The following is a 26,079-nucleotide window of genomic DNA, read 5'->3' as shown; positions in this document are numbered from 1 at the left end:
GGAGATGATCGGACTTCTTGGCATGCTTGGTCATGGTGGCGGTTCCTTCTTGGTGTAGTGACCCCCTCCGTAATACACGGAGGGTGAAGGAGCCGCCGCTCTCAAACTCTCAGAAAATCAACCGGTTCTGGGACATCCCCCGGAGCAGGGAGGCCATCCCTTCGGGGCGCGTCTGGCCTGGTTTGCCACGCTCCTGTGGGCGTTTCCGCTGCCGACCCTATGGATCACCGGTTCGATTCGTGCAGCGGCATCCTGGATCCCGTTGGGGTTGTTCCTCGATCTCGCCGGCCAGGCCACGTTCGTCTGGGACCAGACCCTGTCGATGGTCTTTCTCTTCACCGTGCCGGTGGCCGCGGTGTTGCTGCTCGGGATTCGCGACGGGTGGGCGTGGGCGGTAGTCGTCATTCTGAGCGCGGCGCCCCTGGCGAGTTGGCAGGGCGAACGGCTCAGCGAGGCTTCACAAGGGCCGTTGCCGGTCGCCTGGTCGACGATCGCCTTCACCGCAGCGATCGTCGGCGTACTCGTTCTCTTCGAGAAGCTACGCACCCGGGCCGTGGCGGAAACGGAGAGTGCCCGGCAAGCCGCGGAGGACGCATCTCGTCGCCTCGAGGAGGAGCAGGCGCGGTTTCGGGCGCTCAGTGAGGCTTCGTTCCAGACCATCGTCGAGACCGATCGCAACGGCATCGTGCTCTACGTGAATCCCCACTTCGAGTCGGTACTGGGCTATTCGCCCGATGAGATGCTGGGCCGCCATCCTGGGGAGATGCTCGCGGCGCCCCCGCTGCAGCCAGCTCCGCCCGTCGACGATCGGATGGAATCGGGCCATCGCTCCGAAATCGAAAACCGGCATCGCGATGGCCATTCCGTCTGGCAAGAAGTCGTCGCCAGCAGCTACCGAACGCCGGATGGAGAGGAGCGCTGGATCCTTGCCGGGCGTGACATCACGCGAGAGCGGGAAGAGCGCGAGCGTCTGCGTGTCGCGGAGAAGCTCGAGAGCCTCGGTGTGCTGGCTGGGGGCGTTGCCCACGATTTCAACAACCTGCTGACGGTCATCGCCGGCTACGCAGATGAACTCGATGAGGGCGTGCCGGCGAGGGAGATCCGCCGCGCCACTCAGCGGGCGGCTTCGCTCACCGGGCAGCTTCTCGCCTTCGGCCGCCAACAGGTGCTCAAGCCGCAGCGGATGACACTCGACAGGCTGGTGACCGATCTCCGTGAGATGTTGACGAGCCTGATCCGCGAGGAAGTGAGTCTCGAGCTTCGGCTCGACACCGCAGATTGTTGCGTCGAGGTCGATCCAAGCCAGATCCAACGGGTCCTGGTCAACCTGGCAAGCAACGCTCGCGACGCGATGCCCGACGGTGGCTCGCTGCGGATCGAGACGCGGAAGACGGAGGTCGAGGGGGAACAGGCCACGGCCATCGGTGTTCCGGCCGGAACCTATGCGGAGCTGACCGTTGCGGACACCGGCACCGGCATGGCCCCCGAGATCCAGGAACGCGCCTTCGAGCCCTTCTTCACGACGAAGGAAGTGGGAGAGGGCACGGGGCTCGGCCTGGCTTCGGTGTATGGCATCGTCGAGCAGAGCCACGGTGGCATCCAGTTGAGCAGCACGCCTGGCCTTGGCAGTGAGGTTGCGCTCTTCTTCCCGCGGATCGATGAAATGGTCTCTCTCGATGAGGCTGAGCAGACGAGACCTGCATCCGCGTTCGTCGCCAGAGGGCAACGGGTGCTGGTGGTGGAGGATGAAGAAAGTGTTCGGCGCCTCGTACGTGACAACTTGCGCCGGGCCGGCTTCGAAGTGCTCGAAGCGAAGGATGGCCCTGCAGCGCTTCTCGAAGCGGCCAGTGGGAGGGTCGACTTGTTGATCTCCGATGTCGTGATGCCGGAGATGCGGGGCCCGGATCTGGCGGCGCAGTTGCGGCTAGCCCAGCCGGAACTTCCCGTGTTGTTCGTGTCCGGCTATAGCGATCGACAGCTGGATCTCTCCGAGTCCGGCGACGTTCCCACGAGCTTTCTTGCCAAACCGTTTTCCTTGGCCGAGATGCGGAATGCCGTCCACGAATTGCTCGGAGAATCCGAGGAGATCAAATCGCTCGAGGGCTAGCCGGCGCGCCCATCGGGCCGCGGCCGGATGAGAACGGGTGCGAAGGCTGCGACGAACGGCAGAAAAGCCACGATCCACAAGAGCCCCGCGATCGGGATCAGGTCGTGATACAGGCTCGGCGCGATGGCGGGGATGACGACGCGGGTGAGGCCCATTGCGAAGATGGCGATGAAGCTGAAGACCGCTGCGCCTGAAGCGACCAACGGGCGCCCGGTATGACCGAGTGAGACGCGCGTCATCATGCCGAGAGTCATCGATCCCATGGCTCCCGCGGTGAATGCATGCAGAGCCAGGGATGTGAAACGGGGCACGACGGCGGAGAGGGCCGTCATCGCGAAGCCGACGACGAGCCAGGCGTACCCGAGGTACAACACCCAGAGGAGTGGCTTCGACCAGAGCCGCACGTCATGCCAGCCTGCGAGCCGAGCCGCATGGAGCGCGGCCGTGAGTCCTGCAACGACGCGAAGCACGTCGTCTGCGCCGAGCAGTCGCAGCACGCCAAGCGCCACCACTCCGGCAACGCAGAGAGCGTCCAGGGTCGGTCTCGCCAATGGCTGTGCCTCTGGAATGGCACGGTCGATGAAGAAGGGCACCACCCGGCCGCCGATGATCGTGATCACCAGCACGACCAGATCCACCGCGAGCAGTTGCCCTGCACGTCCCGTACCCGCAATGCCCAGTACCTGCAGATGGAAGAGCAGATTGGCGGTTGCCAATGCGAGGAGGATCGGAACGAAGACCAGATTGCGGGTCGTACCCTGGCGCAGCAGCGGAATGGCCAGCACGAGCGCCAACGCCGGGAGGAACGAGAGATCCAGGCCGGCAGCCCACGCCGGGGGGATGCTCGCCGGAAGGAAGGGCGCGATACGGCCTGCCAGCCAGAGCGCCGCGAGCCCGGCGAGCCGCGGGCCGGTTGGGGTAGGCAACCCCGTCCAGTTCCGGACGGACGTGAGCAGGAATCCCGCGATCACCGCGCTCACGTAGCCGAAGAGCATCTCATGGCCATGCCAGGCCATGGGGCCACCGACCGGGTCGTACAGTGTGGGGAGGCTGGTGCCGCGGAGTGCGGCCACCCAGATGCCGATCAGGAGGATGGCGGCAACGCCGGCTGCCAGAAAGAATGGACGAAAGCCCAGCGCGAACAATGCCGCGGTCAAGGAGCTCGTCTCATCGGTCGTGGGTTTCGAATCCAAGGAACTCAACCCCTCTCCGTGGAGCCGGCGACTCGCCCGTGCAGTACAGAATGGTACCGCCAACGCCCGGGCATATGAGAACTCACACTGCCGATCACGAGCGCAAGGGTCAGCAGCACGAGCCGAAGCTCCCAGGCGAAGCTGACGGCGGCGACGAGCCCCAGCTTGAAGAACGTTGCAAGGCCCCGTACCTGGACCAACCAGATCCGCGCCTGCCAGACTTCGAAGACGACCAGGGATCCGCCGCTGGCGAGGACGGCCACGAGAGCAGGTACGAGGCGTTCGGCTTCGACCCCATACACGTGGCCCCCGTAGAGCGCCCCGACAGCGATGAGATGGAGTGTGCGGAGGCTCGTACGCAGCCATCGACCACCGGGGAGCTTGCGCCCCGGTGCCTCGAACCAACGTTCGGCGCGGGTGCGCCATCCGGCTCTTCCCTGATGCACGCACGCGAGTCTAGGCATTTCCACGCCCAGGTCCGTACCGGTCGAGCTGTCTGACCTCAGGGATTCATGGAGTAGGCGCCGTCGAGGGGCTCGACATGCCGTTCCCAGACCCGGGCGTAACGATCCGGATCGTGTTCGGGTTTGCGCATCATCTCCTGACAACGGGCCATTTGTACATCGTTGCTGCTCGCCTGGCCGAAGAGCTGGAGAGCGTGCTCCGCGACGTCGCGAACCATGAACTCGAAGATCTGGTCGAGTTGGTCGGCATCGATGTCATAGATACGCGCGTTCTCGAGGATGAGCTGGGCGTAGACGACGAGTGCAAAGATTTCGCCACCCGCCATCAGGAAATCGACGTCTTTCATCTGGTCCGGCCCCGGGGGTGCCTCCTGGAGCATCTGACGGAAGGTCTCGGCCTGTTCAGCGAAGATGCGCACGTTCGGGAGGTCGACTCCCTCGAAGGCCTTCCGGTAGTCGTGGAATTGGATCTGACCGAGCCCGCGCGTACTCCCCTGGTTGAACAGGAAATCGTCATTGCGCCCATGATCCTGCCGCGGGATCTCCGGATACTCGGCCGGGTTGAAGAAGTAGTTGGGCATGAATTTCGAGATCAGCGCGATGTTGACGTGGACCGTTCCCTCGAGCTTTGGCAGTGCGCGGATGTCGATCGCTGCCTGACCGAAATACATGTCCTTCTCGAAGCCCTTTGCGGCGATCGCGTCCCAGAAGAGGTTGATGGCGGCCTCGCCCTGGGTCGTGGTCTTCATCTTCACCATCGGGTTGTAGAGCAGGTAGCGGCGATCGTCGGAAGAAGCGGCTCGCATGTAGTCGGCGGCTCGCAATGCAAATAGCTTCATCGCGACGAGTCGCGCGTGGCCTTCAACGAACATTCGCCGCACATGCGACATCTCGGTGATCCGCATTCCGTAGAGCACGCGGTTGTTGGCGTGGGTGATCGCCTCGTAGAGGGCGTGGGTGGTGATCCCGATCGAAGCCCAGCCGAGGTTGTACTTGCCGATGTTCACCGTATTCAGCGCAGCGTCCCAGGCCCCCCGGCCGCGGTGGAGGATGTCTTCCTCCCGCACTGGGTAGTCGCGCAATTCGAATTCGGATACGTAGTTCTGGCTGGCAACGACGTTCTTTACGAGGTGGTAGTTCGGATGCTTCGAATCGGCGGCGAAGAACACATACTCGTCGCCGTCTTCGAAGCGTCCGAAGGTGGAGACGATCGCGGCCTCGTTGCCGTTCCCGATGTAGTACTTACGCCCGTTTGCACGCCAACCATCACCATCGCGGGTGAGCACCATGTCGGTCGAGTAGATGTCGGCGCCGTGGGTCTTCTCGGAGAGGCCAAAAGCAAAGATGCCGCCATCCTCGAGCGCCTTCGAAGCGCGCGTTCGGAGCGCCTCGTTTTCGGTCATCCAGATCGGACCGAGGCCGAGAACCGAGACCTGCCACGTGTACCAGTACTGGAGCCCGTAGAAGCCGAGGATTTCGGCGAACTCACAGTTGCGCCACGTATCCCAGCGCACGTCGGGCGCGCCTTCGCCGGCCGGCGTGCACATCGAGGCGAAGATGCGTTCCTTGCGAACGAACTCGAGGAAGTCCGCATACCAGGGCCGGTCATAGTAATCCTCGAGGAGTTTCTGCTTTCCCTTGGCTTCGAAGAATTCGACGGTCTTGCGCATGATCTCGGCGCTGCGCTCATCGGGGTAGGCGCGCTCGAGGTTCTTCGGGTCGAGCAGGATCATGGTCTCTCCTTATGAGGCAGGGCCTCCGGGGACGGGCGGATGAGAATAACCACATCGGGTGGCTGGCGGGAAGGCCGGTCTTCGGCCGAAGGAGGCCTGCCGGAGCCGGCAGACCCACTCGACGGATCAGCGGATCCGCATCAACATGAGGCCGAGCGGAGGAAGACCGACATGAAGCAGATCGAGGAGCCGGCCAGGCAGACTCCCATCCTGGCCGAAACGGATGTATTGGTGGTTGGAGGCGGCCCGGGCGGTCTCGCTGCCGCGCTCGGTGCGGCGCGCCAGGGTGCCCGGGTGATGCTGGTCGAACGCTACGGCTGTTTCGGCGGTGTCATCGCCCAGGCGATGGTTGGCACCATCGCCTGGTACCGGACGACGGAGAAGACGGTCGATGCCGGTGGCATCGGAGTCGAGTTCGAGCAGCGCGCGAAGGCCATGAACGCCAGTCTCGAGGTGAATCACTATCAGGTGCTCGATACCGAGGTCTTCAAGTTCATCGCCGATCAGATGATTGCGGAGGCGGACATCGTGCCCCTTCTGCACACCCAGATCGTGGATGTGCTCCAGGCGGACGGTGCGATCACGGGTGTCATCACCGAGAGCAAGTCGGGCCGCCAGGCGATCCTGGCGAAGCGCGTGATCGATGCCACCGGCGACGGCGATGTGGCCGCTCGCGCGGGCGCCCCATTTCGGATCGATCCGAAGGAAGATCTCGAAGGTGCGACGGTGAACTTCGGTTGCAGCGGCATCGACCTCGACAAATTCATCACGCACATCTTGAAGAACCCGAGCTCCATCGCAGACTGGGGCGATGCCTCGGGCGAGAAGGAAACCAACGAATTCAGCACCTACATCCGCGAGCCTTTCGACAAGGCCAAGGAAGCCGGCGAGATCCCTGAAGACGTGCGGATGGAGAGCTATTGGGGAAGCTTCACCGACGCCGGTGAGATCCCGAATCTGAACGCCATCCACATGGCGGGGATCGATTCGACAGACGTCTGGGATCTGACCCGCGGCGAGATCGACGGCCGCCAGCGTGTCATGTGGGCGGTGGCCGCCCTCAAGAAGTACGCACCCGGCTTCGAGGAGGCTCGGCTGCGGACCATCGGTGCCTCGATCGGCTGCCGCGAATCGCGCAAGATCGTCGGTGAGTACGACCTCACGGAGCACGATGTCCTGAATCAGGCCGAGTTCGATGACACGATCGGCATCTTCCCCGAGTTCCTGGATGGCAATGGCATCGCGATCATGCCTTCGACCGGACGCTATTTCCAGGTGCCTTTCCGGATCACGGTCCCCAAGGACATCGAGAACCTCCTCGTCGCTGGCCGCTGCGTCGCTGGCGACAAGGTCTCCCACGCAGCGACCCGTCAGATGATGTGCTGCACGGTCACCGGCCAGGGTGCGGGCGTGGCCTCGGCCATTTCACTCGAATCCGGTGTTTCCTCCCGCGAGGTGGACATCGGCCGGGTTCAGGACGCGCTTCGCAAGCAGGGAGTTCGGCTCACCTGAGCTGGGCTCCCGGCTCACGGCAGCGAGACCGGAGTTCGAGGGAAGGGTAGGATGAGGGAATGGGGACCGGCCTGTTCGTGCCCGTCCGGGAGAATCCAATGAAGATGTTTCTGCGCCGCATCCTCCAGTTGGCAACCCTCTTGATCGTCTGTGGGCTCGTCTACGCAGGCGTTCGTTTCCTGCCCTTCGGGCTGACCGATGCGGAGCGCTACTTCGATCCGGCCGCTGATCGGCTGCTCCAGGATGACGAAATCGGACAACTTACGGAGGTGCTCAACGGGTACAAGACGCTCAGTGCCAGCGGAGATCTCTTCGAGGGTTGGAATCGGGAGCGGCGTCTCTTCTGGAAATACACGATCGCTTTCTCTTCCTACGGGATTCCGTCGGCGATGCGAATCGCGCCCGAGCGGCGTCCGGAACTCGAGCATCTGCTCTCCGTGATGATCCAGAAGATGAAATCGCGGCTCGTGTGGGGTGATTTTACGGAGATGGGGTTCGGCGAGGATCCCATCTCGTTCCAGAACATCATGTACAAGGGCCACCTGAACCTGATGTACGGCCTCTACCAGCTGACGACGGGAGACCTCCGCTACGCAGGCGAGTACACGTGGCTCACGAACCAGATCGTGGACGAGATGCGCCTTCACCACGAGGGAATCTATGAAGGCACGACTTGTGAGCCGGACCACTGGTTCGTGGAATGCAACGTCATCGGCATGCTCAGCCTTCATATCTACGACCGGCTCTTTGGCACCTCCTATGGCGAGAACGAGATCGCCTGGACGCTGGACTTCATCGAGAAGCGCATGCTCGATCCGGAGACCGGACTCTTCTACCGCCAGTACCATCCGAGCCACGACGTCGTCGATACGCGCCTGCTCGGCTACAACAACGCCTGGATCATCACCTTCTTGCGCCCAATCATTCCGGAGTGGTCAGAGCGGCTCTATCCCATCTGGAAGGATGTCTTCGTTACCGAGTTCGGCCCCTACGCGACGGTCGACGGGGAGAAGGGCGGAACGTCCGATCCGGTCGCGCTCGTGTTCGGAATGTGGGCGGCGAAGGAAATGGGTGATATCGAGCTCTATCGAAAACTCCGCAATACGACGGACAAGTTAGGCGGGCTGGCAGAAGATCCGGCGACGGGCGGGATGACCTACGAGAGCGAGGACGGAATCCTGATCAACGGCGTGATTCTGGCCACCAAGCTGCACGGGGGCTGGGACGCAGTGCTCGACCATGATTGGGGGCACCCGATCCCGGTGGCCGTCCCCGACGTCTCGGGCATGAAGTGGAGTGATCTGCTTCCCGCCGAAGTCTACGATCTGGACCCGGAGCGGCCCCTGCCGGAGCCGGTGGAAGGCAGGGATTGTCCGAATTGTCTGTGGGGGGACCCTGCGCGGATGAACGGAGGGGACGCTGCGGCGAGGCGAGTGCCACCCTCACCTTCGTCCTGAAGGCGCGAACCGGACGGCACGCGCCCGGGCCCAACCGACATGACCTGGGTTCGGATCTGAAATATGATCAGCCCTGCGATCACTCCGGGGCCGACCGCCATCGAGGCGGCGCTACCCGCCGGAGCTGAAGAAGAGGGCCATCCCATGACCGGAACAGAAGCACTCACGAAGCCCGCGCCGCAGGAAGCCGAGCATTTCGATGTCCTGATCGTTGGAGCCGGAATCTCGGGAGTCGGCGCGGCCTATCATCTTACTCAGCAATGCCCAGGCCGGAGCTTCGTCGTCCTCGAGAACCTGGAGAGCTTTGGTGGCACATGGCAGATGCACCGCTTCCCGGGAATCCGTTCCGACAGTGATCTCTACACCTTCGGCTATCGCTTCAAGCCCTGGACCGGGCCACCGATCGCGACGGCTGAAGAGATCCTCACCTACATGGGCGAGGTGATCGAAGAGAACGATCTCGATAGGCACATCCGCTACGGACACAAGATTACGACGGCCAGCTGGTCGAGCGAAGAGAATCTCTGGACGCTCGAGGCCACCCGCGCAGAGACCGGAGAGCAGGTGCGCTTTACCGCCAACTTCCTCTGGATGTGCCAGGGCTACTACAGGCACGCCACGGGCTACACGCCCGAGTGGGAAGGGATGGAGGATTTCAACGGCCAGATCGTCCATCCCCAGACCTGGCCGGAGGATCTGGACTACAAGGGGAAGAACGTCGTGGTCATCGGCTCGGGCGCGACCGCGGCAACGCTCGTGCCCGCGATCGCTGGCGACTGCGGTCATGTCACGATGCTGCAGCGTTCCCCGACCTACTTCATTCCGGGCCTCAATCAGAACGAGCTTGCGGATCAGTTGCGTGAGCTGGAGATCGACGAGACGTGGATCCACGAGATCACGCGTAGGAAGATCCTGCACGACCAGGCCGCGATCACCCGCCTGTCCTTCGAGCAGCCCGAGTTCCTGAAGAACGAGCTGATCGGAGCGGTTCGTGCGCTACTCGGCCCGGACTACGACGTCGACAAGCACTTCACGCCTTCCTATCGGCCCTGGAGGCAACGCATCGCCTTCGTACCGGACGGCGACATCTTCAAGGGGATCACTTCTGGTGCGGCTTCGGTCGTGACCGACGAGATCGATCGCTTCACCGAGAAGGGTATCCTGCTGAAATCGGGCAATACCCTGGAAGCCGACATCATCGTCACGGCGACTGGCTTCAACTTGAGCGTGCTAGGCGATATTGCATTCGCCGTCGATGGCGATCCCGTCGATTTCTCCGAGACCGTTACCTATCGCGGCATGATGTTCACCGGCATTCCGAACATGCTGTGGGTCTTCGGATACTTCCGAGCCAGTTGGACCCTACGCGTCGAACTGCTCTGTGATTTCGTCTGCCGGCTCCTCAACCACATGAAGGAGAATCGCCTCGAGAAGGTCACGCCCGTTCTCCGGGAGCAGGACAAGGACATGCCCCTCCTCCCCTGGATGGATCCGGAGAACTTCAACCCGGGCTATCTGATGCGAAGCATGCACTTGCTTCCGAAACGAGGCGACAAGCCCGAATGGCAGCACACCCAGGACTATTGGGCGGAGAAGAACGACATTCCGAACATCGAGCTCGACGACGAGGTGTTCGAGTACGAATGACGCTGTCCCAGCAGGAGCGAAGCTCGCTGGCGCCGGAGCCGCAAGGAGAGGTTTCTCTTCGAGGGGGCATGTTACGATGAGGAGGGTTGACCGTGCCCTGAGGAGCTGAACCGCTCTTCGAGCCGGTGTAAGTTATCGGGAGCGGCAAGTGGCCAAGGAGGAGGCACTGCTCTGACGATGGGTCTGGTTCTCGTTCTCTCCATCGTGATTCGCGTGTTGGCGCTGGGCTGGTCCCTCCTCCTGTTGCGGCGCACGCGCGATTGGCGCATGGGCTTTCTGGCGCTGATGATCGCGCTGATGACCACGCGCCAGGGCCTCAGCCTGACATCGCTGGTGCCGTCGGGCTCGTTCTGGCTGGAAGGCGGAGGTATGGAGCTTCCCGGGCTCGCGATGAGTGGCATGGTCCTGCTCGCCGTGGTGTTCCTGGGGCGGATGCTCGCGGATCTGGCCAGGCCCGAAGAGCGGCTGGCCGCGAGCGAGGCGCACTATCGCGTGCTTGCCCAGCAGGCGCGCGACATGATCTTCGTCATCGACCCGGAGGGCAACTATACCTACGTCAGTCCAGCGTCCGAGCGGATGGTGGGCATGATGCCGGAGGAAATGATTGGCTCCAACGCGATCGAACGGAGTCAGGATCCGGAGATTGCGCGCACGGAGCGGAGTTTGCTTGCCCGCGCGTCGGCGGGCGACCTCGATGAGATCACGTTCGAATCCGAGCTCCGCCACGTCGACGGGCGGGTGACTCCGACTGAGGTGAGCGGGTCGGCGATCCGTGTTGAGGACGGTCGGCTGATCGGCGTGCAGGGAGCGGCACGAGATATCACCGAGCGCCACCGGGCTGAGGCGGCCCTGCAAGAGAGTGAGCGAAAATACCGCGACGTGGTGGAGACGACCCACGAGCTGATCGTCCGCACCGACATCGAAGGCGTGGTCGAGTTCGTCAATCCCGCCCTCACCCGAACGCTTGGCTATGAGCCGAGCGATGTCCTCGGAAGACCGATCTTCGATTTTCTCGCTGCGGAGAATGTCGAAGACGATCGTGAGACGTTCCAGGATAGCGTCGACACGGGCGAACTTGTTTCCTTCTATGAGACCGTCGCGCTTCACAAGAGCGGGGCGCGGGTCAATTTGAGTGTGACGGTGCGACCTGTCTTCGATGAAAAGGGGACGGGCGTGGTTGGCTCGACGCTCACGGTCGCAGATATCACCGAACGGAGGATGGCCGAGGACGCGCAACGAGAGAGCGAGGAGCGCTACCGGACGCTGCTCGACAATGTCCCGCTGGCCGTGGCTGCCATCGATCGCCGGGGGCGCCTCGTCGCCGCCAATCCGCAGCTTGCGAGGTTGATCGGGGCACCTTCGGTCGAAGCCATAGTGGATCGGGTCGATGCGCTCGAGGGGCCCATTCTCCGCGGTGTGGGCCTCACCGATGTTACTCGTCGCTGCATGGACCAGGCCGAATCCGGAACCGTGGACGCGGAGTGGAGGACGAACTGGGGGTGACATGTGGACGTGCGCGTTCACTACGCACCCCACCGCAACTCAGACGGCCGGATTCTGGGCGCCCTGGCCATCATGGAGGACGTGACAGAACTCCGGGACGCGGAGAAGGAGCACCGCCGGCTCGAGGGCGCACTCCAGCAGGCCCAGAAGATGGAGGCCGTCGGCACCCTGGCAGGCGGCATCGCCCACGATTTCAACAACCTGCTGACGGGGATCTGCGGAGGGCTCGAACTCGGCCTGCTCGATGTGCCGCAGGATTCCGTCGCCGCCGAGAATCTTCGACACGCCGGCACCGCGGCGGAGCGCGCCATGGAGCTGACTCAACAGCTCCTTACCCTCAGTCGGCGGCAGGAGCCGACCATGGCTCCGACCGACGTGAACGAGGTCGTAGACCGGATCGGGCGCCTTCTGCGGCGTTCGATCCCGGAGGTCATTCAGGTTCGCACCGTACTCGGGCCGGGCATGCCCACGATCCGCGCGGATGCGGGCCAGCTGGAACAAGCCCTTCTCAACCTCGGTATCAACGCGCGCGACGCCATCGCGGACGGCCAGGGGGAAATCAGTTTCGCGACCGAGGCTGTGGAGGTGGGCGAAGCTGAGGCGCGGCTTCAGGGGAGTGTCGCGCCCGGCTCCTACATTCGGGTCACCGTGACCGATTCAGGTGTTGGCATGGCCGCGGACGTCGTCGACCGCGCCTTCGAGCCGTTCTACACGACCAAGGACCAGGGCAAGGGGACGGGGCTCGGCCTTGCCATGGTGTACACGTGCGTGAAGGCCCACGAAGGCTGGGTCGATGTGGAGAGTGCACCCGGCACCGGAACGAGCATTCGGCTCCATCTGCCGCTGATCGAGTTGGCTTCCTTGTCCCGCGCGGAAGGCGAGAAGCAAACACCGCACGGCGATGAGATCATCCTTCTCGTCGACGACCAGGAGACCGTGCTTCGCGTCGGGAGGAGAATGCTCGAGCGCTGCGGGTACGAAGTGGTGACGGCCCGGGACGGCCGCGAGGCGCTGGAGCGTTTCGCCGAGCGTCAGACCGAGATCGCCCTGGTACTGGCCGATCTCATGATGCCCCGATGCGATGGGCGCGATCTGCTGAAGGGGCTTCGAGCCCGGGGCTCGGCGGTCCCGGTCGTGCTCGCCTCCGGCTAGGCGCCAGACGCCGTCCGTGAGGATCTGATGGCAGAGGGCTTTACCGCGTTCCTCGCAAAGCCGTTCCAGCTCCACACGCTGGCGACCACGATCCGGCGTGCGCTCGACGACGAGTGAGATAGCGCCATGTTCATTTCTGGTAGACCTGCTGCACGTAGTCGCCTAATATACGTCTGGCACTGAAATTCTGCGCGGCGGATCGGATGGACGCCTTGCCCCGCTGCATCCAGCCGCGGGGCACCCCATCGGCATCGCGATCGCTCTCAACGGATCGATCTTCAACACGCATCGGATGGTGCTGCAGTACCTGTTCGAGGCCTGCCGGGACCGCTAGCGGCCTGACACGCCGCCTGCTGAGGTGCCGGGCGAAGTCTCGCCTACCTCTGAGGCTCTTCAACCGAGCCGAAGGCCCATTCGCCTCGGGACATCACGCGACGGATCCGGCGGGTATTCTCGATGTCGTCCAGCGGATTGGCATCGAGCAGCACCAGGTCGGCCAGCATGCCGGGCCTGATCAGGCCCAGCTCGTCTTCCATTCCGAAGAACCGGGCGGGCTGGACGGTTGCGGCGTGCAGCGCCTCGAGTGGGGTCATGCCGCTGCGGACCAGCAACTCGAGTTCCGTGTGCAGGCTATAGCCCGGGATGGCGAGGCCGATGGGCGTGTCGGTGCCGGCGCCGATCGGCACACCCCGGTCTTCGAGTCGGCTGATCAGGGACAGGCTCCATTTGGCGAAGGTGTGATCCATCGTCGCCGCTGCGGCTGAAACCTGCGCGGTGAAAGGCAGCCAGCGCTGCTGGACGTCCTCCGGCAATTCCGCCAACGCTGGCGCCCAGTCCAGCCGTTCGAACGGGCGGATCATTGCGAGCGTGTTGAGGCGAAGCGTGGGCACCTGGGTCGTGCTCGTCAGCGCATCCAGCACCGTGTTGCAGCGGGCTTCGTCATGGTCGGCGATTGCGGGAAGGCGCTGCTCGGCATGGAGTTCGCGGCGCAGATCGTAACCGCGGCCTTCCACGAAGCTGCGAATTCTCGATTGTCTGACTTCGAGCAGGGATGCCCAGTTGCTTGCGCAGGCGAGTTCGATGTTGCGCAGGTGTTCCATCGAGTCGACCATGGGTCCTGCCGTGTCGGCCGTCATCATGAGCGGGACGTGAGATGCAATCGGCAGCCCCTGGGCCCGGGCCTCGCTGGCAAGGGCTTCGAACACGTCGGGATGGACCAGTTCGTAGATCTTGATGAAATCCGCACCGCCAGCCTCGAGCGCGAGGACGCTTCGGCGCGCGGCATCGATGTCCGGTACACCGGTGCCTAGCTTCGGCCGGCCCGGGTCGCTCCCGTCGTAGACGACGAACTTGCCGTCGAGGAGAGGCCCGGAAATGAAGATCCGGGGCTCCGGGTCCGGGTCCTCGCGCAATCGCGCACGGAGCGCGGCAAGGCGATCGAGCTCGCCGCCCGTGTCCCGCACGCTGGTGATGCCGTGCTTCAGAAAGAGGGCAGGCATCTTCTCCGTGAGCGATTCGTCGTAGAGAAAGTGGACATGCATGTCCCAGAGGCCCGGGATGAGGTAGCGCCCACCGGCGTCATAGGTGCGCTTGGCCGCGGGTGCGGGCTCGGCCATTGGCGCGACGGACAGGATCCGCCCGCCGTTCACCACGACTCGCTGGTCGGGGCGGAGCTCGTGAGCGGCATCGATCACATGCACGTTCTCGATACTCACGTCTGCCTGCTTCGGCTCGGTGACGCACCCCCAGAGCAAGACGATCAGCGCGAGAATTGTCGTGGTTCTGGGCCGCGGCATCGCTGTAGAGAGTACATCCAATCGCATCAAGAGAAGATCGCCGGATCCGACGTGAGGGCGTCCAGGTCGATGCCCCGCCGGGCCAGGTAGCGCCTGCGCGCCGGATAGTACGCCACGGCCACGACGAGACCGATGGCGAGCGCGAGCACGACGTTCCGGGGCAATCCCTGTGCGAGCAGGAACACGCCGACGAGGCTGAGCGCCTCCGATACGACGAAGAACGTCCAGAGTCCGAATTGGCTCAGCTTCAACATCGATCGCTCGTACTCGGCGGGGAACCTCGTCGGGATCCGTGTGGTGACCCAGAAGATGAACAGGCCGGGGAGGGTGGCCGAGATCGTCGCGGCCCGGGCAATCACGCTGATATCGAGGTCCGCGATGAGGGGGACGATGCCGACGATCAGCATGACGGAGAGGATCCAATGCGGAGCGCCGAAGCGATTCCGCAAGCCGACCCACGCGGGGAGCAGGTCGTCCCAGCTTGCGACCATGAAGTTGCGGGGAAGCTGGATGAACTGCGCGTTGAGCGTCGTGCAGATGGCGATACCCGCCCCGCCGACGAGGAAATACGTCATCGCCCAGCCGGGCAGGAACTTCTCGCCCGCGACCGTGAGCGGCTGGTCGATCATCTCCTGCCACGGTGAGACACCGACGCTTGCAAGGGCCACGAAGCCATAGATGATCGCGACGAAGACGGTCGAGGACACGATGACCACCGGAATGGTTCGGGCCGGATTCCGGGTCTCGCCTCCCAGGCCGACGACGAGATGGGCGCCTCCGGTCGCAAACTTCAACAGGAACACCGCCGAGGCGAAGCCCACGAGACCCTTGGGAAACATAGGAGTGAGGATCGAGGTGTCGATGCTCGGCATGGCGAAGCCGGCGTACATCGAGAGCGCCGAGAGCAGGACGAGTACCAGGGCCAGCTGGACGCGGGATGCGATGTGCAGCCCGAAGAGGTTGGCGACGTAGAGAAGGACGATCACGACGATGCCCCAGGCGTTCACCGAGAGCGCCGGGAAGAGCGGATTCAGATAGAGACCGAATGAGCTTCCGTAGAGGCTCAAGCTGATGCTGGCGAGGAGGATGAGCATCAGGACGATCGAGCCCACCCAGCCGCTTCCCAGCCTGGAAGCCCAGACGTAGTAGGCGCCGACCGCTGGAAGGGCCGCACCAGCGACCATGATCAAGACAGAAACGATCAGCACGAGAACGGCGGCGGCGAGAAAGGCCAGCACGACCGAGGGCCCGGTCATGCCGATCGCCACTCCGGTGAGTGCGACGACTCCGGCGCCGATGATCTGGCCGATGGCGATGAAGAAGACGTCCCAGAAGGTGAGGACCTGCTTCAATTCGCCGCGTGCGTTGGCCATTGGTTCCTTCGCTGGTTCTCAGCTCCGAACCCAGGTTCGAAACGGAGGCAGAAGCGCAGGGGGAGAAGCTACCACCGTCTCCCCATTCTATTGACACAGCCCCAGCGGCCCGGGCCCACTGTCAATCAATCGCGATGTACAGCCATGCCCAGGCGTTGCATATCCCCAACCAGCCGTTCGGAATCGACCACGTGCCCCATCATGCCGAGGCCCGTTGAGATGGTTCCGTCGAGTACCTGGAAGATGCATGACACGGCCGGAATCGCGGTGGCGATGTACCCGTCCGTGTGCCGCAACACCTGTCGGATCTGTTGTTCCTGTCCTGCACGTTCACCGCTCAGTTCTACCGCCACGACCACACCGAAGGGCGGCGGAGTGCGTTGGGCGGCTCGCATGAAGAGCCTGGCCCCGAGCCGGGCCGCGCTCGGAATTCGTGCGAGCTTGAGCAGGAACCAGACGGCGGCGATGACATTCGCGCGGGGATTCAGGCCGGCTGCAAAGGCACCCGCGCGCTCGAAACGGAGTTGGTCGGAGAGCGGCGTCAACTCGGGGAGGTTCATCGGGTAGCAGGCGCACGCGCCATACGGATCTCCAAAGTCGATGGACCGCGTCGCCATCAGTGGTGCCTGACGCCAGCTCCCGCTCTCGAACAAGATCGAAGGAAGGGCCGTTGCCGACACCATGTCGATGGCCGAGCCGTAGGTGAGATCCCGATCGCGAAACAAGACACCCACTGTCACGTCACGAACACGATCCAATTGCTCGGCAGCACCTCGCACGAGTGCGGCTGGAACGCCTGGGACCAATCCGGCATGGGTAACGAACCGAGCCCCTGCCTGCTCGACTGGACTGGACAATGCTTTCGCGTCAGCTGGATCGCTGACCTCCAAATTGAGAGAGACAAAATCGATCCGGGCTTCCAGCGCGGCCTCCATCGCCTGGGCCTCGATGCCGGTCAAGGGCGCACACACGGTGACCAGATCACAGCGGCGAAACCCCGACACCAACCCGGGCCCGTCTGCTGCGTCGAGTTTCATGCCCTCGACGCGATCTCCATGGCCCGCAGCGTTCAACCTGCTCGCCTCCGCCTCGGCGCTCTCGGCGTTCCGCCCAGCGACGATGAGACGCGCATCGGTGTGCTCGAGAAGAAGCTCCGCGAGCGGCTGCCCGGCGCGACCGTACCCGCCCAGAAGCAATATCGTCTTGCCATCGCCGAGTCGCTCGTCACTCATGGGCCGGACTCCTCGCCGTGCTTCCCCTGCGCCTCGTCCTCCAGATCGTCGGCATGCCAGAACGTCCGCACGAGGAATTCGATGACGTCGGTCGGAGGATTCGCGTCGGGATCGTTCAGCCAACTGTGGAATGCACCCGCGACGAAGTTGGTCGCAGCGCTCGCGATCGTATTGGCGTCGAAATCCCTTCGGAGGTGGCCCGAGCTCTGGAGGCTCGCCGCGGTGGCGGTGAACCCGAGCTGGGTTTCCCGGGTGAACCGTTTTCCGGTCGGCGTTCCCAGGATCGCCCGCTGAGCCTCGATCGCGAGCTCCCGCCCGATCGTGGGGGTTGCACCGAAGGCCTCGATCGCGAGCCCCTGGAAATCCTCGGCACGAAACTCGCCACGCTGCGAGCGGTCCACCAATTCGTCGAGTAGTGCCATCAACGCATCGAGATACAGCTCGGCCAGCTTCTGCAGCAGGTGGTCCTTCGTTCGATAGTGGCTGTGGAACGTCACCGCCGAGATGCCCGCGCCACTGGCGATCTCCCGGACCGTCGTCGCCGCGTAGCCCTGGCGCACGAAGGCCTCGAGCGCGACGGAAAAGATCCGCTCGCGGGTCTCCCGGACTTTCTGCTCGCGTCGGCCTGCGATACCCATCTCCCCGTCGTGCGCGGATGTACCTCCGAGCCAGCACCTGGCGCACCCTTTGTCGGGTAGCGCTCACCCGGAGAGCTGTTCGGTAAGCGTACGCGGGGTAGGCGCTGGTGGCCAACGGACAGCCGACTCACGCCTGAGGCAAGGTACGCGGGACCGAAAGGGACAGGTCTGATCCTCGGCAGAGTGCCTTTGAGACGCGCTGCGAGTTGTCGTAGGTTACGTAGCGGCCGAACCACAAGCTCGAGCCCGCCAGAGCCCCCTGAATCCGATGGAGGATCGTCATGGGAGAGCCCGAGAGCTTCGTCTCCATGAACGAGGCGCTCCACGAAGGAGCGCGGAAAGAAGCGCACCTCGACGATTTTGGAGACCCGTCCTACCGGAAGGGCCTCGAGGTGCTCCTCACCTCCCTCGACGAGGACGACAACCTGAGTTCGCTCGGCCGGGCCATCTACCGCGGGCAGCTCACGAAGATCCTCGCAACCCGTCTGCGTACCGTACAGCGCCTGAAGGAGCAGCCCGAGGTCCTCGAGCGTGACATCCTCCGGCCGATCGTCATCACGGGCCTCGTGCGAACCGGCAGCACGGCCCTTCACTACCTCATGGGGCAGGACCCCGGGCTGCAGAAGCTCGAGTACTGGCTCTGCGCCGAGCCGCAGCCCCGCCCGCCGCGGGACGCGTGGGAAGGCAACCCCGACTTCCAGGCCGCGGTGGCCGAGCTCGACTTCCTCTACAACACGACGCCGGACCTGATGGCGGTGCACGAGATGAAGGCCGATTGGCCAGAGGAGTGTCGCCACATCCTCGCACAGTGCTTCACCGATGATCGCTTCGAGACGTCTGCCACCCTTCCGCTCTACAACGAGTGGTATCACGGAACCGCGCACCCGGAGTCGTATCGCTGGCACAAGAAGGTGATCCAGCTGATCGGTTCGACCGAACCCGGCTCCACCGAACCCGATCGACGCTGGCTACTCAAGTATCCCGTCCACCTCCGGCAGCTCGATGCGCTCTTCGCGGTGTATCCCGACGCTTGCGTGATCCAGACCCACCGCGATCCTCGCACCGTGATGGCCTCGTACGCGAGCTTCATCTCGAAGATCCGTCGCATGCACCAGCAGGAGGTCGATCTCACGTATGTCGCGCGCGAGCAGATGGAGAGCTGGGCTCACGCCGCCGAGGAGGGGATGCGATTCCGGGGCGCCCACGGAAGCGAAAGGTTCTTCGATCTGCGGTTCCAGGATTTCATGGCGGATCCCGTCGGCTCCGTGAAGCGCATCTACGATCGCTTCGATCAGACGCTGTCGCCGGAAGGCGAGGCCCGCATGAAGGCGTGGCGCGACGACCATCCCCAGGGCAAGCACGGGAAGCACAGCTACGAGAAGTCGGACATCGGAATCGATGACGGCGAGATCCTCGAGCGCTTCTCTGTGTACATGGGCCAGTACGGGCTAGACGCGTAGGAACAGCCGGGCAGAACGCCCTCGCCAGGAAGCAAGCTCATGAGTTCCTTCGATCGCAAGCCCCGAACCGAGCATGAGGAGCACCTGCTCGCGCAAGCCGCAGCACTCCTTCCGGCCAGCGCTCGCACGCCCACCATGTCGCTCGATTCCGCCATGGTCGTCCGGGAAGGCCGCGGCTCGAAGATCGTAGATGTCAGCGGCAACGAGTACATCGACTACCTGCTCGGCTCCGGCCCGATGTTCCTGGGCCACGCCCACCCGGCGGTGGTCGAAGCTGCGCGGGAGGCGGTGGGCCGCGGGACGAGCTACCTGCTGCCGAACGAGCCGGCCATCCTGCTGGCCGACGAGATCGTTAGGGCCGTTCCGTGCGCCGAGCGCGTCGCGTTCGGAAGCACCGGCAGCGATGCAGTCTTCTTCGCCCTGCGCCTCGCGCGTGCCTATCGCCGCCGCGACAAGATCCTCAAATTCGAGGGGGGCTACCACGGGCAGGGTGACCACGTCCTGATGAGCAATCAGTGGACGAAGGAGCCGGCCGATTTCCCGCTGGCGATCCCGAACTCCGAAGGCATCCCGGCTTCTGTGCAGCAGGAGGTTCTCGTTGCTCCCTTCAACGATATCGACCGCGCCTCCGCGCTGATCGAGGCCCATGCTGACGAGCTCGCGGCCGTGATCGTGGAGCCGATGCAGCGCACGATCCCGCCGCGCCCCGGCTTCCTCGAGGGCCTTCGCGAGGTGACGCGTCGGCTCGAGATCCCGCTGATCTTCGATGAGGTCGTGACGGGCTTCCGATTGGCGTATGGCAGCGCGCAGGAGTACTACGGCGTCACGCCGGATCTCTGTGCGATGGGAAAGAGCCTCTCGGGCGGGCATCCGCTTTCCGTTGTGTGCGGCGTCGAAGAGCTGATGGTCTTTGCGGAAGGCGTCCGCAAGATCACGGGGAACTACGTCTCGTTGACTGGGACCTTCAGTGGGAATCCGGTCTCGTGCTCGGTGGGGCTCGCCGTCCTCGAGGAGCTGCGTCGGGAAGGGCTCTACGAAACGCTCTTCGCCCGCGGCCAGCGGTTGAAGGACGCGCTGCAGGCGAGCTTCGACAAGGCGGGAATTGCCTGCAGGGTGGCGGGTGAGCCGCCGGCATTCCAACCGTGGTTCACCGAAGAGGAGATCGTCGACCATCGGTCGTGCCAGCGGTCGGACCCGTTGCCCGGCCATGCGCTCGCCCAGGCGCTCCTGGATCGCGGCGTCCTGAAAGGACACGAGAAGTTCTTCGTCTCGACGGTTCACAGCGACGCGGACATCGACTTCACGATCGACGCGATCCAGGACGCGGTTCCGGAGATCGTAAGTAGAACCAGGAGGTAGAGAAGTGGGCGAAGGAAAGGTGGGTGCGATCATCGTGGGGACGGGCTTCGGCGTGCTCACCCACCTACGCGCGCTTCGCAAGGCGGGTATCGAGGTGCATGCCCTGGTCGGTCGCAACCCCGAGAAGACGCGGGATCGCGCCCAGATGTTCGATGTCCCCCGCGGACTGACGTCTCTTGCGGAGGCACTGGCCCTGCCGGGTGTGGACGCGGTCACGATCTCGACGCCTCCTCACACCCACGCGGAACTCGTGCTGGAGGCGATCGCGGCCGGGAAGCACGTACTGTGCGAGAAGCCCTTCGCTCGCGATGCCGACGAGGGGCAGCGCATGCTCGAAGCGGCGGAGCAGGCGGGCATCGTCCACCTGCTCGGCACGGAGTTCCGTTATGCGACCAGCCAGGCCTTGCTGACACGGACTGTGCGTGAAGGGGCGATTGGAGAGCCCCGGCTGGCGACTTTCATCATGAACGTGCCCGTGCTGGCGGATCCCGCGAGCGAAGTGCCGGATTGGTGGTCGCGGTCGGAGAGCGGGGGCGGCTGGTTGGGCGCCTACGCCTCCCACATCATCGATCAGGTTCGCGCGACCCTCGGAGAGATCTCCGGTGTGAGTGCCTCGCTTTCCCGGGTCACGGATCGGGATTGGACGGTGGAAGACAGCTACACGGTGCACTTCCGCACCGCGTCGGGTTGCGACGGTCTCCTCCAGAGCACTTGTGGCGCACGCGGACCCATGGACATGATCACGCGCGTCTCCGGATCGAACGGCACGGCGTGGTTGCAGGGCGCGGACGTCCTCGTCGCGGACGCGGCCGGGACGCGGACCCTCGACGTGCCGGAAGATCTCCGCACGCTGCCCCCCGAACCGGCCCCGCGCGAGTTGATGGAGACGGCCTACGACCACCTTCACGCGGCCGGATTCGACCTCGGCCCCTACACGAAGCTCGCCGAAACGCTGCGCGATCGCATCCTCGGACTCGAAACAGCGGCCGATCCAGCACCGGCAACCTTCGCAGACGGGCTCGCGGCCCAGAGGGTGTTGGATGCGATTCGCAAGTCGTCGGCCGAGCGTTGCTGGGTGGAGATCGGGGAGTGACCTTGCCCTGCTCGACCCGGTTCTCGGTGCGGCGGCCGCATAGCAGTTCTGTCGCAACGAGTTTCAGCTCGAACATTCCAGTCCGCTCTTTGAGACCGGTATGAGAGACGAGTTCTTCATCCTGCATCGCGGACTGCCGCGCGAAGGGCCGGGCGAGCCGGCGGACGTGGCGTGGGCCGCCGGCGTGGTCGGACTGGCGCCGGATGCGGCGATCTGCGATGCGGGTTGCGGACCGGGAGCGGACATCGAGGCGCTGCTGGCCGCGGCGCCGCAGGGTCATGTCACCGCGATCGAGGGCCACGCGCCCTTCGTCGACGACCTGCGCCTGCGCTGGGGCGATCATCCGCGCGTCACTTCCCGGGTCGGTGACATGAGTCGGCTGCAAGGGCCTTTCGATTTGATCTGGTGTGCCGGCGCGCTCTATTTCCTCGGGGTGACCGAGGGGCTGACGGCCTGGACCGGGGCGCTGGCGCCCGGCGGCGCGGTTGCATTTTCCGAACCGTGCTGGTTCACCGCGACGCCGTCGGATGCCGCGCTCGCGTTCTGGGCCGAGTATCCAGGGGTCACCGATGCGGAAGGCATCGACGCACGGGTGCGGGCGGCAGGCTATGAAACCCTGGCCACACGCCGGGTTTCGGATGCGGGATGGGAGGCCTACTACAGCCCGATGCAAGCGCGCATCGCAGAGCTTCGCCCCGACGCCGATGCGGAACTGCGCGCCGAGCTGGATCTGAACGTCGAGGAGATCGCCGGCTGGCGCGCCACCAGGGCAGAGTCGGGATATCTGCTGTCGGTGGTGCGGCCGCGATGAGTTCGTAGGCCTGCGTCAATCCTCGCGTAGTCCTTCAGCGAGTCGGTAGCTTGAGACGTCCGCGCTGGTGAAGAAGTTCTTCCCATCAGTGGCGCCCGCCAACCCTGCCGTCGGGATGCGCGACTGAGTGCGCCGCCGCTTCCCCGGTGACCTTCGCAATGAGGGCGCGACTACTCGACCCGCTGGAGTTGTTGCCACTCGATGGTGGAGCCGATGTTGGGGTCGACGTTGGGGTTGTCGGTGTGGATGTAGTTGCCCCAGCCGTCTGACCAGTGGTGGTCGGCGTAGCCGTGTTGCGAGGTGCCGGTGACCGTCGAGGAATCCTGGAAGGTTTCGCGGTCGTGGATCGAGTCGATGAACTTGTCTTGCCCGGACATACCGCTGGATGAGGGCGATCCGCCGCTGTGAATGCCGGCGATGAAGCTCTTGTGGGCGGTCGTGTCCATGGCGGCTCGGTGACGTTGCATGATGTTGGCGCGGAAGGCGTCGTTCTGGACGGCGAGAGCTCGGCTCTGCGCCATGATGGCTTCTCGCGCTCGGCGGTTGTCGACGAGATTTTGCTGGAACTGGGCGTCCAGGTGCTGCTTGACGCCCATGTGGAGATCGACCCACGCGGGGTTCGGAGTGCCGGATCGAACCATGTAGGTGAACATGCTGCGATGTGAGTCCAGGCTTCCTTCCTGGGTGATGAAGGCGTGGACGCTGCTGAGTCCCCAGGTCGTCTGGGTGGTCACCCCGGCCTCGCCGCGCATGGTGGCGGAACTGATGCCATGCACGGCATAGATCTCTTCCTCCATTTGTTGGCCTTCCCACGGGAACACGGCGCGGAGTCCGACGCCGGTGAAATTGGGGCCGGTCTGGCCCAGCGCGGCGGGGAGGCCGGGGACTTCGCGGACCCCCGTGATCTGGAATCCGGGGACGTCGGGTTGGTAGATCCGGGTGACGGCTTCGACGAGGGCGGCTTTGGGCTCCATCGGGGCGACGTTGAGCATGCCCATGTTCATTTGACCGGGGTTGTTGAGCGCGGCATCGCCGGTGAGCCAGTAGCAGGTGAGGTCGGGAAAGAACTGGAGCCGCTTCGTTTCCTGCGGGTCGGTCAAGGAGGCGCCGAGAACAGCAGGGACCACGTTGTTGTCGAGGTTCCACTGAACTTCGGATTCGAGCGTCCAGCCGACGGGCCCGCGGATCGCATAGACGGGCATCTGCGCCTGCTCGTCCATCACGTAGTAGATCTCCATGAGCGGGTTCCCGGCGTCGCTAGCCGTTTCGTCGGGTGTCTGCCCACAAGCTCCTAGAGTCAATGCCCAAACGATGAGCCCGCAGGCCAGGAGATGTGCTCTCATAGGGGAAGTCTTGCAGGTTGGTGGGTGCGCGGGAAGGGGAGAGGATGCGCGCATCTCTCGCCAGGCACACGCGCGGTTGCGTGACTGAGGCCGGTTACCCGACCTCGCGGCAATACACCCCTACGGCGGCCTGCACGCGCTCGGTGTAGTCGACGACCGGTTGGAACTCCTGGATGACTGCAGTCATCCAGGTGCTTGGACAAGGTGTCCCTCCTTTGGTTGTTGGTCAAGGAGGTCAACAGCAGCGGCCTTCTCTTGCCTGGGGCCATGAGACATAGGCTCCAACGGATCCGCTGCAATAGACAACGCGTCTGCTCGACCATGACCTCGGATTCGTAGCGAAGACCGAGCTTGCCCAGAACCCGTTGAGAAGCCAGGTTCTCCGGTGTCGTAACACCGATCAAGGTTCGGAGCTCGAGCTCGGCTTGCGCAACGCCGAGGCAGAATTCGGCCGCTTCGGTCGCCAAGCCCTGTCCCCAGTAGATGGGAAGGAAGGCAAACCCGATCTCGACATCGTCGATGGTCCCGGTGGAGAGCCAGCGCAGGACGATCCGGCCGATCCAGTTCTGGCCGCCCTTGGGGTGCAGCATCCAGATCCCGAACCCGTGCGTGTCCCAGTGGCTCGAATTCCGCGCGAGATAGCGCGCCGTTTCGGCGTAGCTTCTAACGCCGCCCAGCCCGGCCATCACCTTTGGGTCACGATGAAGTATCCGCAGATCCGGAAGGTGAGCGGGCGCGATTCTCTCGCCCTCCAGTCGGGCGGTCTGAAACGAATCCGGGACCGGCATCGTCGCTTGGACTCCCACCTCGCCGGCCAACTACCCTTGGATCCACCGCGGGCCCTTCAGCAGAGCATAGCCCTGCAGCTCATTTTCGAGCTAGCGCATCGCTCCCTGGCATGCCGCAGCCGATGGCACACGCCCCGGCAGGCGAACCGGTCGAGAGTGTTCCCGGCACGCGACCCGCGGCGACGGTGGGCTCGTAGAGGAATCCAGTCCTTCCTCTCCCGAGCGATGGGAGGCGTCAGCCGACCGGAGTAGAGGAGTCCGACACTTCGGGAGCACCGAGCCAACGGAGACAAGAGCCCGATGGTGGACCCCCTGCTCCCGGCTTCCGCGAGCACACGGGCCGAATCCGCTGGGCCGCTCTGCTCCAGCGGGTCTTCGAGATCGATGCGCTTCGGTGCCCGCGCTGCGGCTCCACCATGCGTCTGCTCGCGGCGATCGAGGACCCGGAAGTCGCCCGGCGCATTCTCGAGTGCCTCGAGCTTCCCGCACGGGCCCCACCTCTGGGCAAGGCAGCCGGCCCACACGACGCGCCCGCGAAGCTGGAAGACGACTGGTTCTTCGATCAGTCAGCCGATGACGGCGTGCCGTAGCTCACGAATCAGATCCCGATGCCCCGAAGGCCCCCGTGCGCCCGGGCCCGGCGGCCACGCGGTTCGGGAGAGCCGATCGCGACGGCATCGGCGCCTGTGCGGCGCGCGCAGCTTGAAATCGCCCCGTCGCGGGCTCCCTGCAGGGGCTTGACATAACGCCCATACCCGGACATTGAGCTGTAGTACCCAAGTAGAAATGTCCGGTTTCTCCAAAGTAGAAATGTCCGCTTTCTCCAGTCGCCCGGGGTACCCCCGCGGGCATGGAGACAGTGAGCATGAGCTACGAGGAGCTGGATCGCGTGGGCGTGATCGAGCGGGTGATCGAGAAGCGGCTGACGCAGCGTGAGGCGGCGAGGATGCTGGGCCTGACGAGCCGGCAGGTGCGTCGGCTCCGCCGAGCCTACGAGCCGGACGGCCCCCGGGCCCTGGCGTTGAAGCACCGCGGCAGGCCCACAGCAACCTCGTTGGATCAGCTGAAGAATCTGTACGCAGCCGTGATCGTAGGGAAGCTCAGGGAATCCCAGAAGCCGCGATCGTTCAAGCGGGTCTTGAAGGGCGTGTACGTCCAGTCGATCCAGCAGTTCGACGTGCCGCGGGTACCGTAAGCCGTCATCAGCGGGGACCGCGGGAGGGGATCCAAACCTCTCGGATCGCGACGCGTTGGCAGTCGATGGATGTCACCGATCCCGTGCGGCCGGGTACTCGACGCCGCACGCGGCCTGCCCGCGCAGGTCCGCCTAGCGCCCGCAACAACCCCGGCGGCACCGACCGTTCATCGAACTCCCGTGTCAGCTGATTCGTAATCAGCAGGTCAGCGGTTCAAATCCG

General features: G+C 64.3%; 20 protein-coding genes. 12 read left to right on the top strand and 8 right to left on the bottom strand.

The window, feature by feature from the left end:
* Positions 1–262: 262 nt before the first annotated feature.
* The gene (locus tag GY937_19330) at positions 263–2,107 is read left to right on the top strand and encodes a PAS domain S-box protein (protein ID MCP5058859.1); all 1,845 of its coding nucleotides are present in this window, start codon (positions 263–265) and stop codon (positions 2,105–2,107) included.
* Here GY937_19330 and GY937_19325 read toward each other — a convergent pair.
* Positions 2,104–3,666: an NnrS family protein gene (locus GY937_19325; GenBank protein MCP5058858.1), complete on the bottom strand. Its 1,563-nt coding sequence runs from the start codon at positions 3,664–3,666 to the stop codon at positions 2,104–2,106. The two genes, GY937_19330 and GY937_19325, sit on opposite strands and share 4 nt — an antisense overlap.
* Positions 3,667–3,802: 136 nt before the next feature.
* Positions 3,803–5,494, bottom strand: a complete 1,692-nt coding sequence (locus tag GY937_19320) for an acyl-CoA dehydrogenase (GenBank protein ID MCP5058857.1) — start codon at positions 5,492–5,494, stop codon at positions 3,803–3,805.
* A gap of 174 nt (positions 5,495–5,668) precedes the next feature.
* On the opposite strand from GY937_19320, the gene GY937_19315 reads away from it, so the two are divergent.
* From GY937_19315 to GY937_19295, 5 genes are all read left to right on the top strand, one after another.
* The gene (locus tag GY937_19315; protein ID MCP5058856.1) at positions 5,669–7,009 is read left to right on the top strand and encodes an FAD-dependent oxidoreductase; all 1,341 of its coding nucleotides are present in this window, start codon (positions 5,669–5,671) and stop codon (positions 7,007–7,009) included.
* Between the two features lie 98 nt (positions 7,010–7,107).
* Positions 7,108–8,466: a hypothetical protein gene (locus GY937_19310; protein ID MCP5058855.1), complete on the top strand. Its 1,359-nt coding sequence runs from the start codon at positions 7,108–7,110 to the stop codon at positions 8,464–8,466.
* A gap of 144 nt (positions 8,467–8,610) precedes the next feature.
* Complete coding sequence (locus GY937_19305; protein ID MCP5058854.1) at positions 8,611–10,113, top strand: NAD(P)/FAD-dependent oxidoreductase; 1,503 nt, start codon at positions 8,611–8,613, stop codon at positions 10,111–10,113.
* 177 nt (positions 10,114–10,290) lie between these two features.
* A complete protein-coding gene (locus tag GY937_19300; GenBank protein MCP5058853.1) occupies positions 10,291–11,616 on the top strand; it encodes a PAS domain S-box protein in 1,326 nt (441 codons plus the stop codon).
* A gap of 3 nt (positions 11,617–11,619) precedes the next feature.
* Entirely contained in the window at positions 11,620–12,768 is a 1,149-nt protein-coding gene (locus tag GY937_19295) for a response regulator (protein MCP5058852.1), read from the top strand.
* 377 nt (positions 12,769–13,145) lie between these two features.
* Here the strand turns inward: GY937_19295 and GY937_19290 are convergent, their stop codons facing one another.
* The 4 genes from GY937_19290 to GY937_19275 all read right to left on the bottom strand — a co-directional run bounded on the left by GY937_19290 (position 13,146) and on the right by GY937_19275 (position 17,807).
* On the bottom strand, positions 13,146–14,564 hold the full coding sequence (locus GY937_19290) for an amidohydrolase family protein (GenBank protein MCP5058851.1): 1,419 nt from the start codon (positions 14,562–14,564) through the stop codon (positions 13,146–13,148).
* A 26-nt stretch (positions 14,565–14,590) separates the two neighbouring features.
* Entirely contained in the window at positions 14,591–15,937 is a 1,347-nt protein-coding gene (locus tag GY937_19285) for an amino acid permease (protein ID MCP5058850.1), read from the bottom strand.
* Positions 15,938–16,062: 125 nt separating this feature from the next.
* A complete protein-coding gene (locus GY937_19280) occupies positions 16,063–17,169 on the bottom strand; it encodes a KR domain-containing protein (GenBank protein MCP5058849.1) in 1,107 nt (368 codons plus the stop codon).
* Positions 17,166–17,807, bottom strand: coding sequence for a TetR/AcrR family transcriptional regulator (locus GY937_19275; GenBank protein MCP5058848.1), 642 nt, complete (start codon positions 17,805–17,807; stop codon positions 17,166–17,168). Before GY937_19275 ends, GY937_19280 begins: the two co-directional genes overlap by 4 nt.
* Positions 17,808–18,088: 281 nt before the next feature.
* Here GY937_19275 and GY937_19270 point away from each other — a divergent pair, with 281 nt between their 5' ends.
* The 4 genes from GY937_19270 to GY937_19255 all read left to right on the top strand — a co-directional run bounded on the left by GY937_19270 (position 18,089) and on the right by GY937_19255 (position 22,530).
* Entirely contained in the window at positions 18,089–19,267 is a 1,179-nt protein-coding gene (locus tag GY937_19270) for a sulfotransferase (protein ID MCP5058847.1), read from the top strand.
* Positions 19,268–19,306: 39 nt separating this feature from the next.
* On the top strand, positions 19,307–20,626 hold the full coding sequence (locus GY937_19265) for an aminotransferase class III-fold pyridoxal phosphate-dependent enzyme (protein ID MCP5058846.1): 1,320 nt from the start codon (positions 19,307–19,309) through the stop codon (positions 20,624–20,626).
* 4 nt (positions 20,627–20,630) lie between these two features.
* On the top strand, positions 20,631–21,719 hold the full coding sequence (locus tag GY937_19260; protein MCP5058845.1) for a Gfo/Idh/MocA family oxidoreductase: 1,089 nt from the start codon (positions 20,631–20,633) through the stop codon (positions 21,717–21,719).
* Between the two features lie 100 nt (positions 21,720–21,819).
* The gene (locus tag GY937_19255; protein ID MCP5058844.1) at positions 21,820–22,530 is read left to right on the top strand and encodes a class I SAM-dependent methyltransferase; all 711 of its coding nucleotides are present in this window, start codon (positions 21,820–21,822) and stop codon (positions 22,528–22,530) included.
* A gap of 170 nt (positions 22,531–22,700) precedes the next feature.
* Here GY937_19255 and GY937_19250 read toward each other — a convergent pair whose 3' ends face one another.
* Positions 22,701–23,873 carry a hypothetical protein gene (locus GY937_19250; protein ID MCP5058843.1) on the bottom strand — a complete coding sequence of 391 codons (1,173 nt, stop codon included), beginning with the start codon at positions 23,871–23,873 and terminating at the stop codon, positions 22,701–22,703.
* Positions 23,870–24,661: a GNAT family N-acetyltransferase gene (locus GY937_19245; GenBank protein MCP5058842.1), complete on the bottom strand. Its 792-nt coding sequence runs from the start codon at positions 24,659–24,661 to the stop codon at positions 23,870–23,872. Before GY937_19245 ends, GY937_19250 begins: the two co-directional genes overlap by 4 nt.
* 416 nt (positions 24,662–25,077) lie before the next feature.
* On the opposite strand from GY937_19245, the gene GY937_19240 reads away from it, so the two are divergent.
* The gene (locus tag GY937_19240; protein MCP5058841.1) at positions 25,078–25,251 is read left to right on the top strand and encodes a hypothetical protein; all 174 of its coding nucleotides are present in this window, start codon (positions 25,078–25,080) and stop codon (positions 25,249–25,251) included.
* A gap of 275 nt (positions 25,252–25,526) precedes the next feature.
* Positions 25,527–25,856 (top strand): helix-turn-helix domain-containing protein, encoded by a 330-nt coding sequence (locus GY937_19235; GenBank protein MCP5058840.1) that lies wholly within the window; start codon positions 25,527–25,529, stop codon positions 25,854–25,856.
* The last annotated feature ends 223 nt before the right edge of the window (positions 25,857–26,079 follow it).

It is taken from the genome of bacterium, from assembly GCA_024228115.1.
Taxonomy (GTDB): Bacteria; Myxococcota_A; UBA9160; order UBA9160; family UBA6930.
The sequence above is the reverse complement of the archived record's forward strand: the minus strand, read 5'-3'. Positions and strand labels throughout refer to the sequence as shown.

Bases quoted from the DNA above. Each gene is read 5' to 3' on its own strand.
- GY937_19240 (MCP5058841.1), top strand. From the start codon at position 25,078: ATGCGTCTGCTCGCGGCGATCGAGGACCCGGAAGTCGCCCGGCGCATT.
- GY937_19255 (MCP5058844.1), top strand. From the start codon at position 21,820: ATGAGAGACGAGTTCTTCATCCTGCATCGCGGACTGCCGCGCGAAGGG.
- GY937_19270 (MCP5058847.1), top strand. From the start codon at position 18,089: ATGGGAGAGCCCGAGAGCTTCGTCTCCATGAACGAGGCGCTCCACGAA.
- GY937_19275 (MCP5058848.1), bottom strand. From the start codon at position 17,807: ATGGGTATCGCAGGCCGACGCGAGCAGAAAGTCCGGGAGACCCGCGAG.
- GY937_19265 (MCP5058846.1), top strand. From the start codon at position 19,307: ATGAGTTCCTTCGATCGCAAGCCCCGAACCGAGCATGAGGAGCACCTG.
- GY937_19300 (MCP5058853.1), top strand. From the start codon at position 10,291: ATGGGTCTGGTTCTCGTTCTCTCCATCGTGATTCGCGTGTTGGCGCTG.
- GY937_19235 (MCP5058840.1), top strand. From the start codon at position 25,527: ATGAGCTACGAGGAGCTGGATCGCGTGGGCGTGATCGAGCGGGTGATC.
- GY937_19285 (MCP5058850.1), bottom strand. From the start codon at position 15,937: ATGGCCAACGCACGCGGCGAATTGAAGCAGGTCCTCACCTTCTGGGAC.
- GY937_19250 (MCP5058843.1), bottom strand. From the start codon at position 23,873: ATGAGAGCACATCTCCTGGCCTGCGGGCTCATCGTTTGGGCATTGACT.
- GY937_19305 (MCP5058854.1), top strand. From the start codon at position 8,611: ATGACCGGAACAGAAGCACTCACGAAGCCCGCGCCGCAGGAAGCCGAG.
- GY937_19310 (MCP5058855.1), top strand. From the start codon at position 7,108: ATGAAGATGTTTCTGCGCCGCATCCTCCAGTTGGCAACCCTCTTGATC.
- GY937_19280 (MCP5058849.1), bottom strand. From the start codon at position 17,169: ATGAGTGACGAGCGACTCGGCGATGGCAAGACGATATTGCTTCTGGGC.
- GY937_19315 (MCP5058856.1), top strand. From the start codon at position 5,669: ATGAAGCAGATCGAGGAGCCGGCCAGGCAGACTCCCATCCTGGCCGAA.
- GY937_19245 (MCP5058842.1), bottom strand. From the start codon at position 24,661: ATGCCGGTCCCGGATTCGTTTCAGACCGCCCGACTGGAGGGCGAGAGA.
- GY937_19325 (MCP5058858.1), bottom strand. From the start codon at position 3,666: ATGGCTGCGTACGAGCCTCCGCACACTCCATCTCATCGCTGTCGGGGC.
- GY937_19290 (MCP5058851.1), bottom strand. From the start codon at position 14,564: ATGCCGCGGCCCAGAACCACGACAATTCTCGCGCTGATCGTCTTGCTC.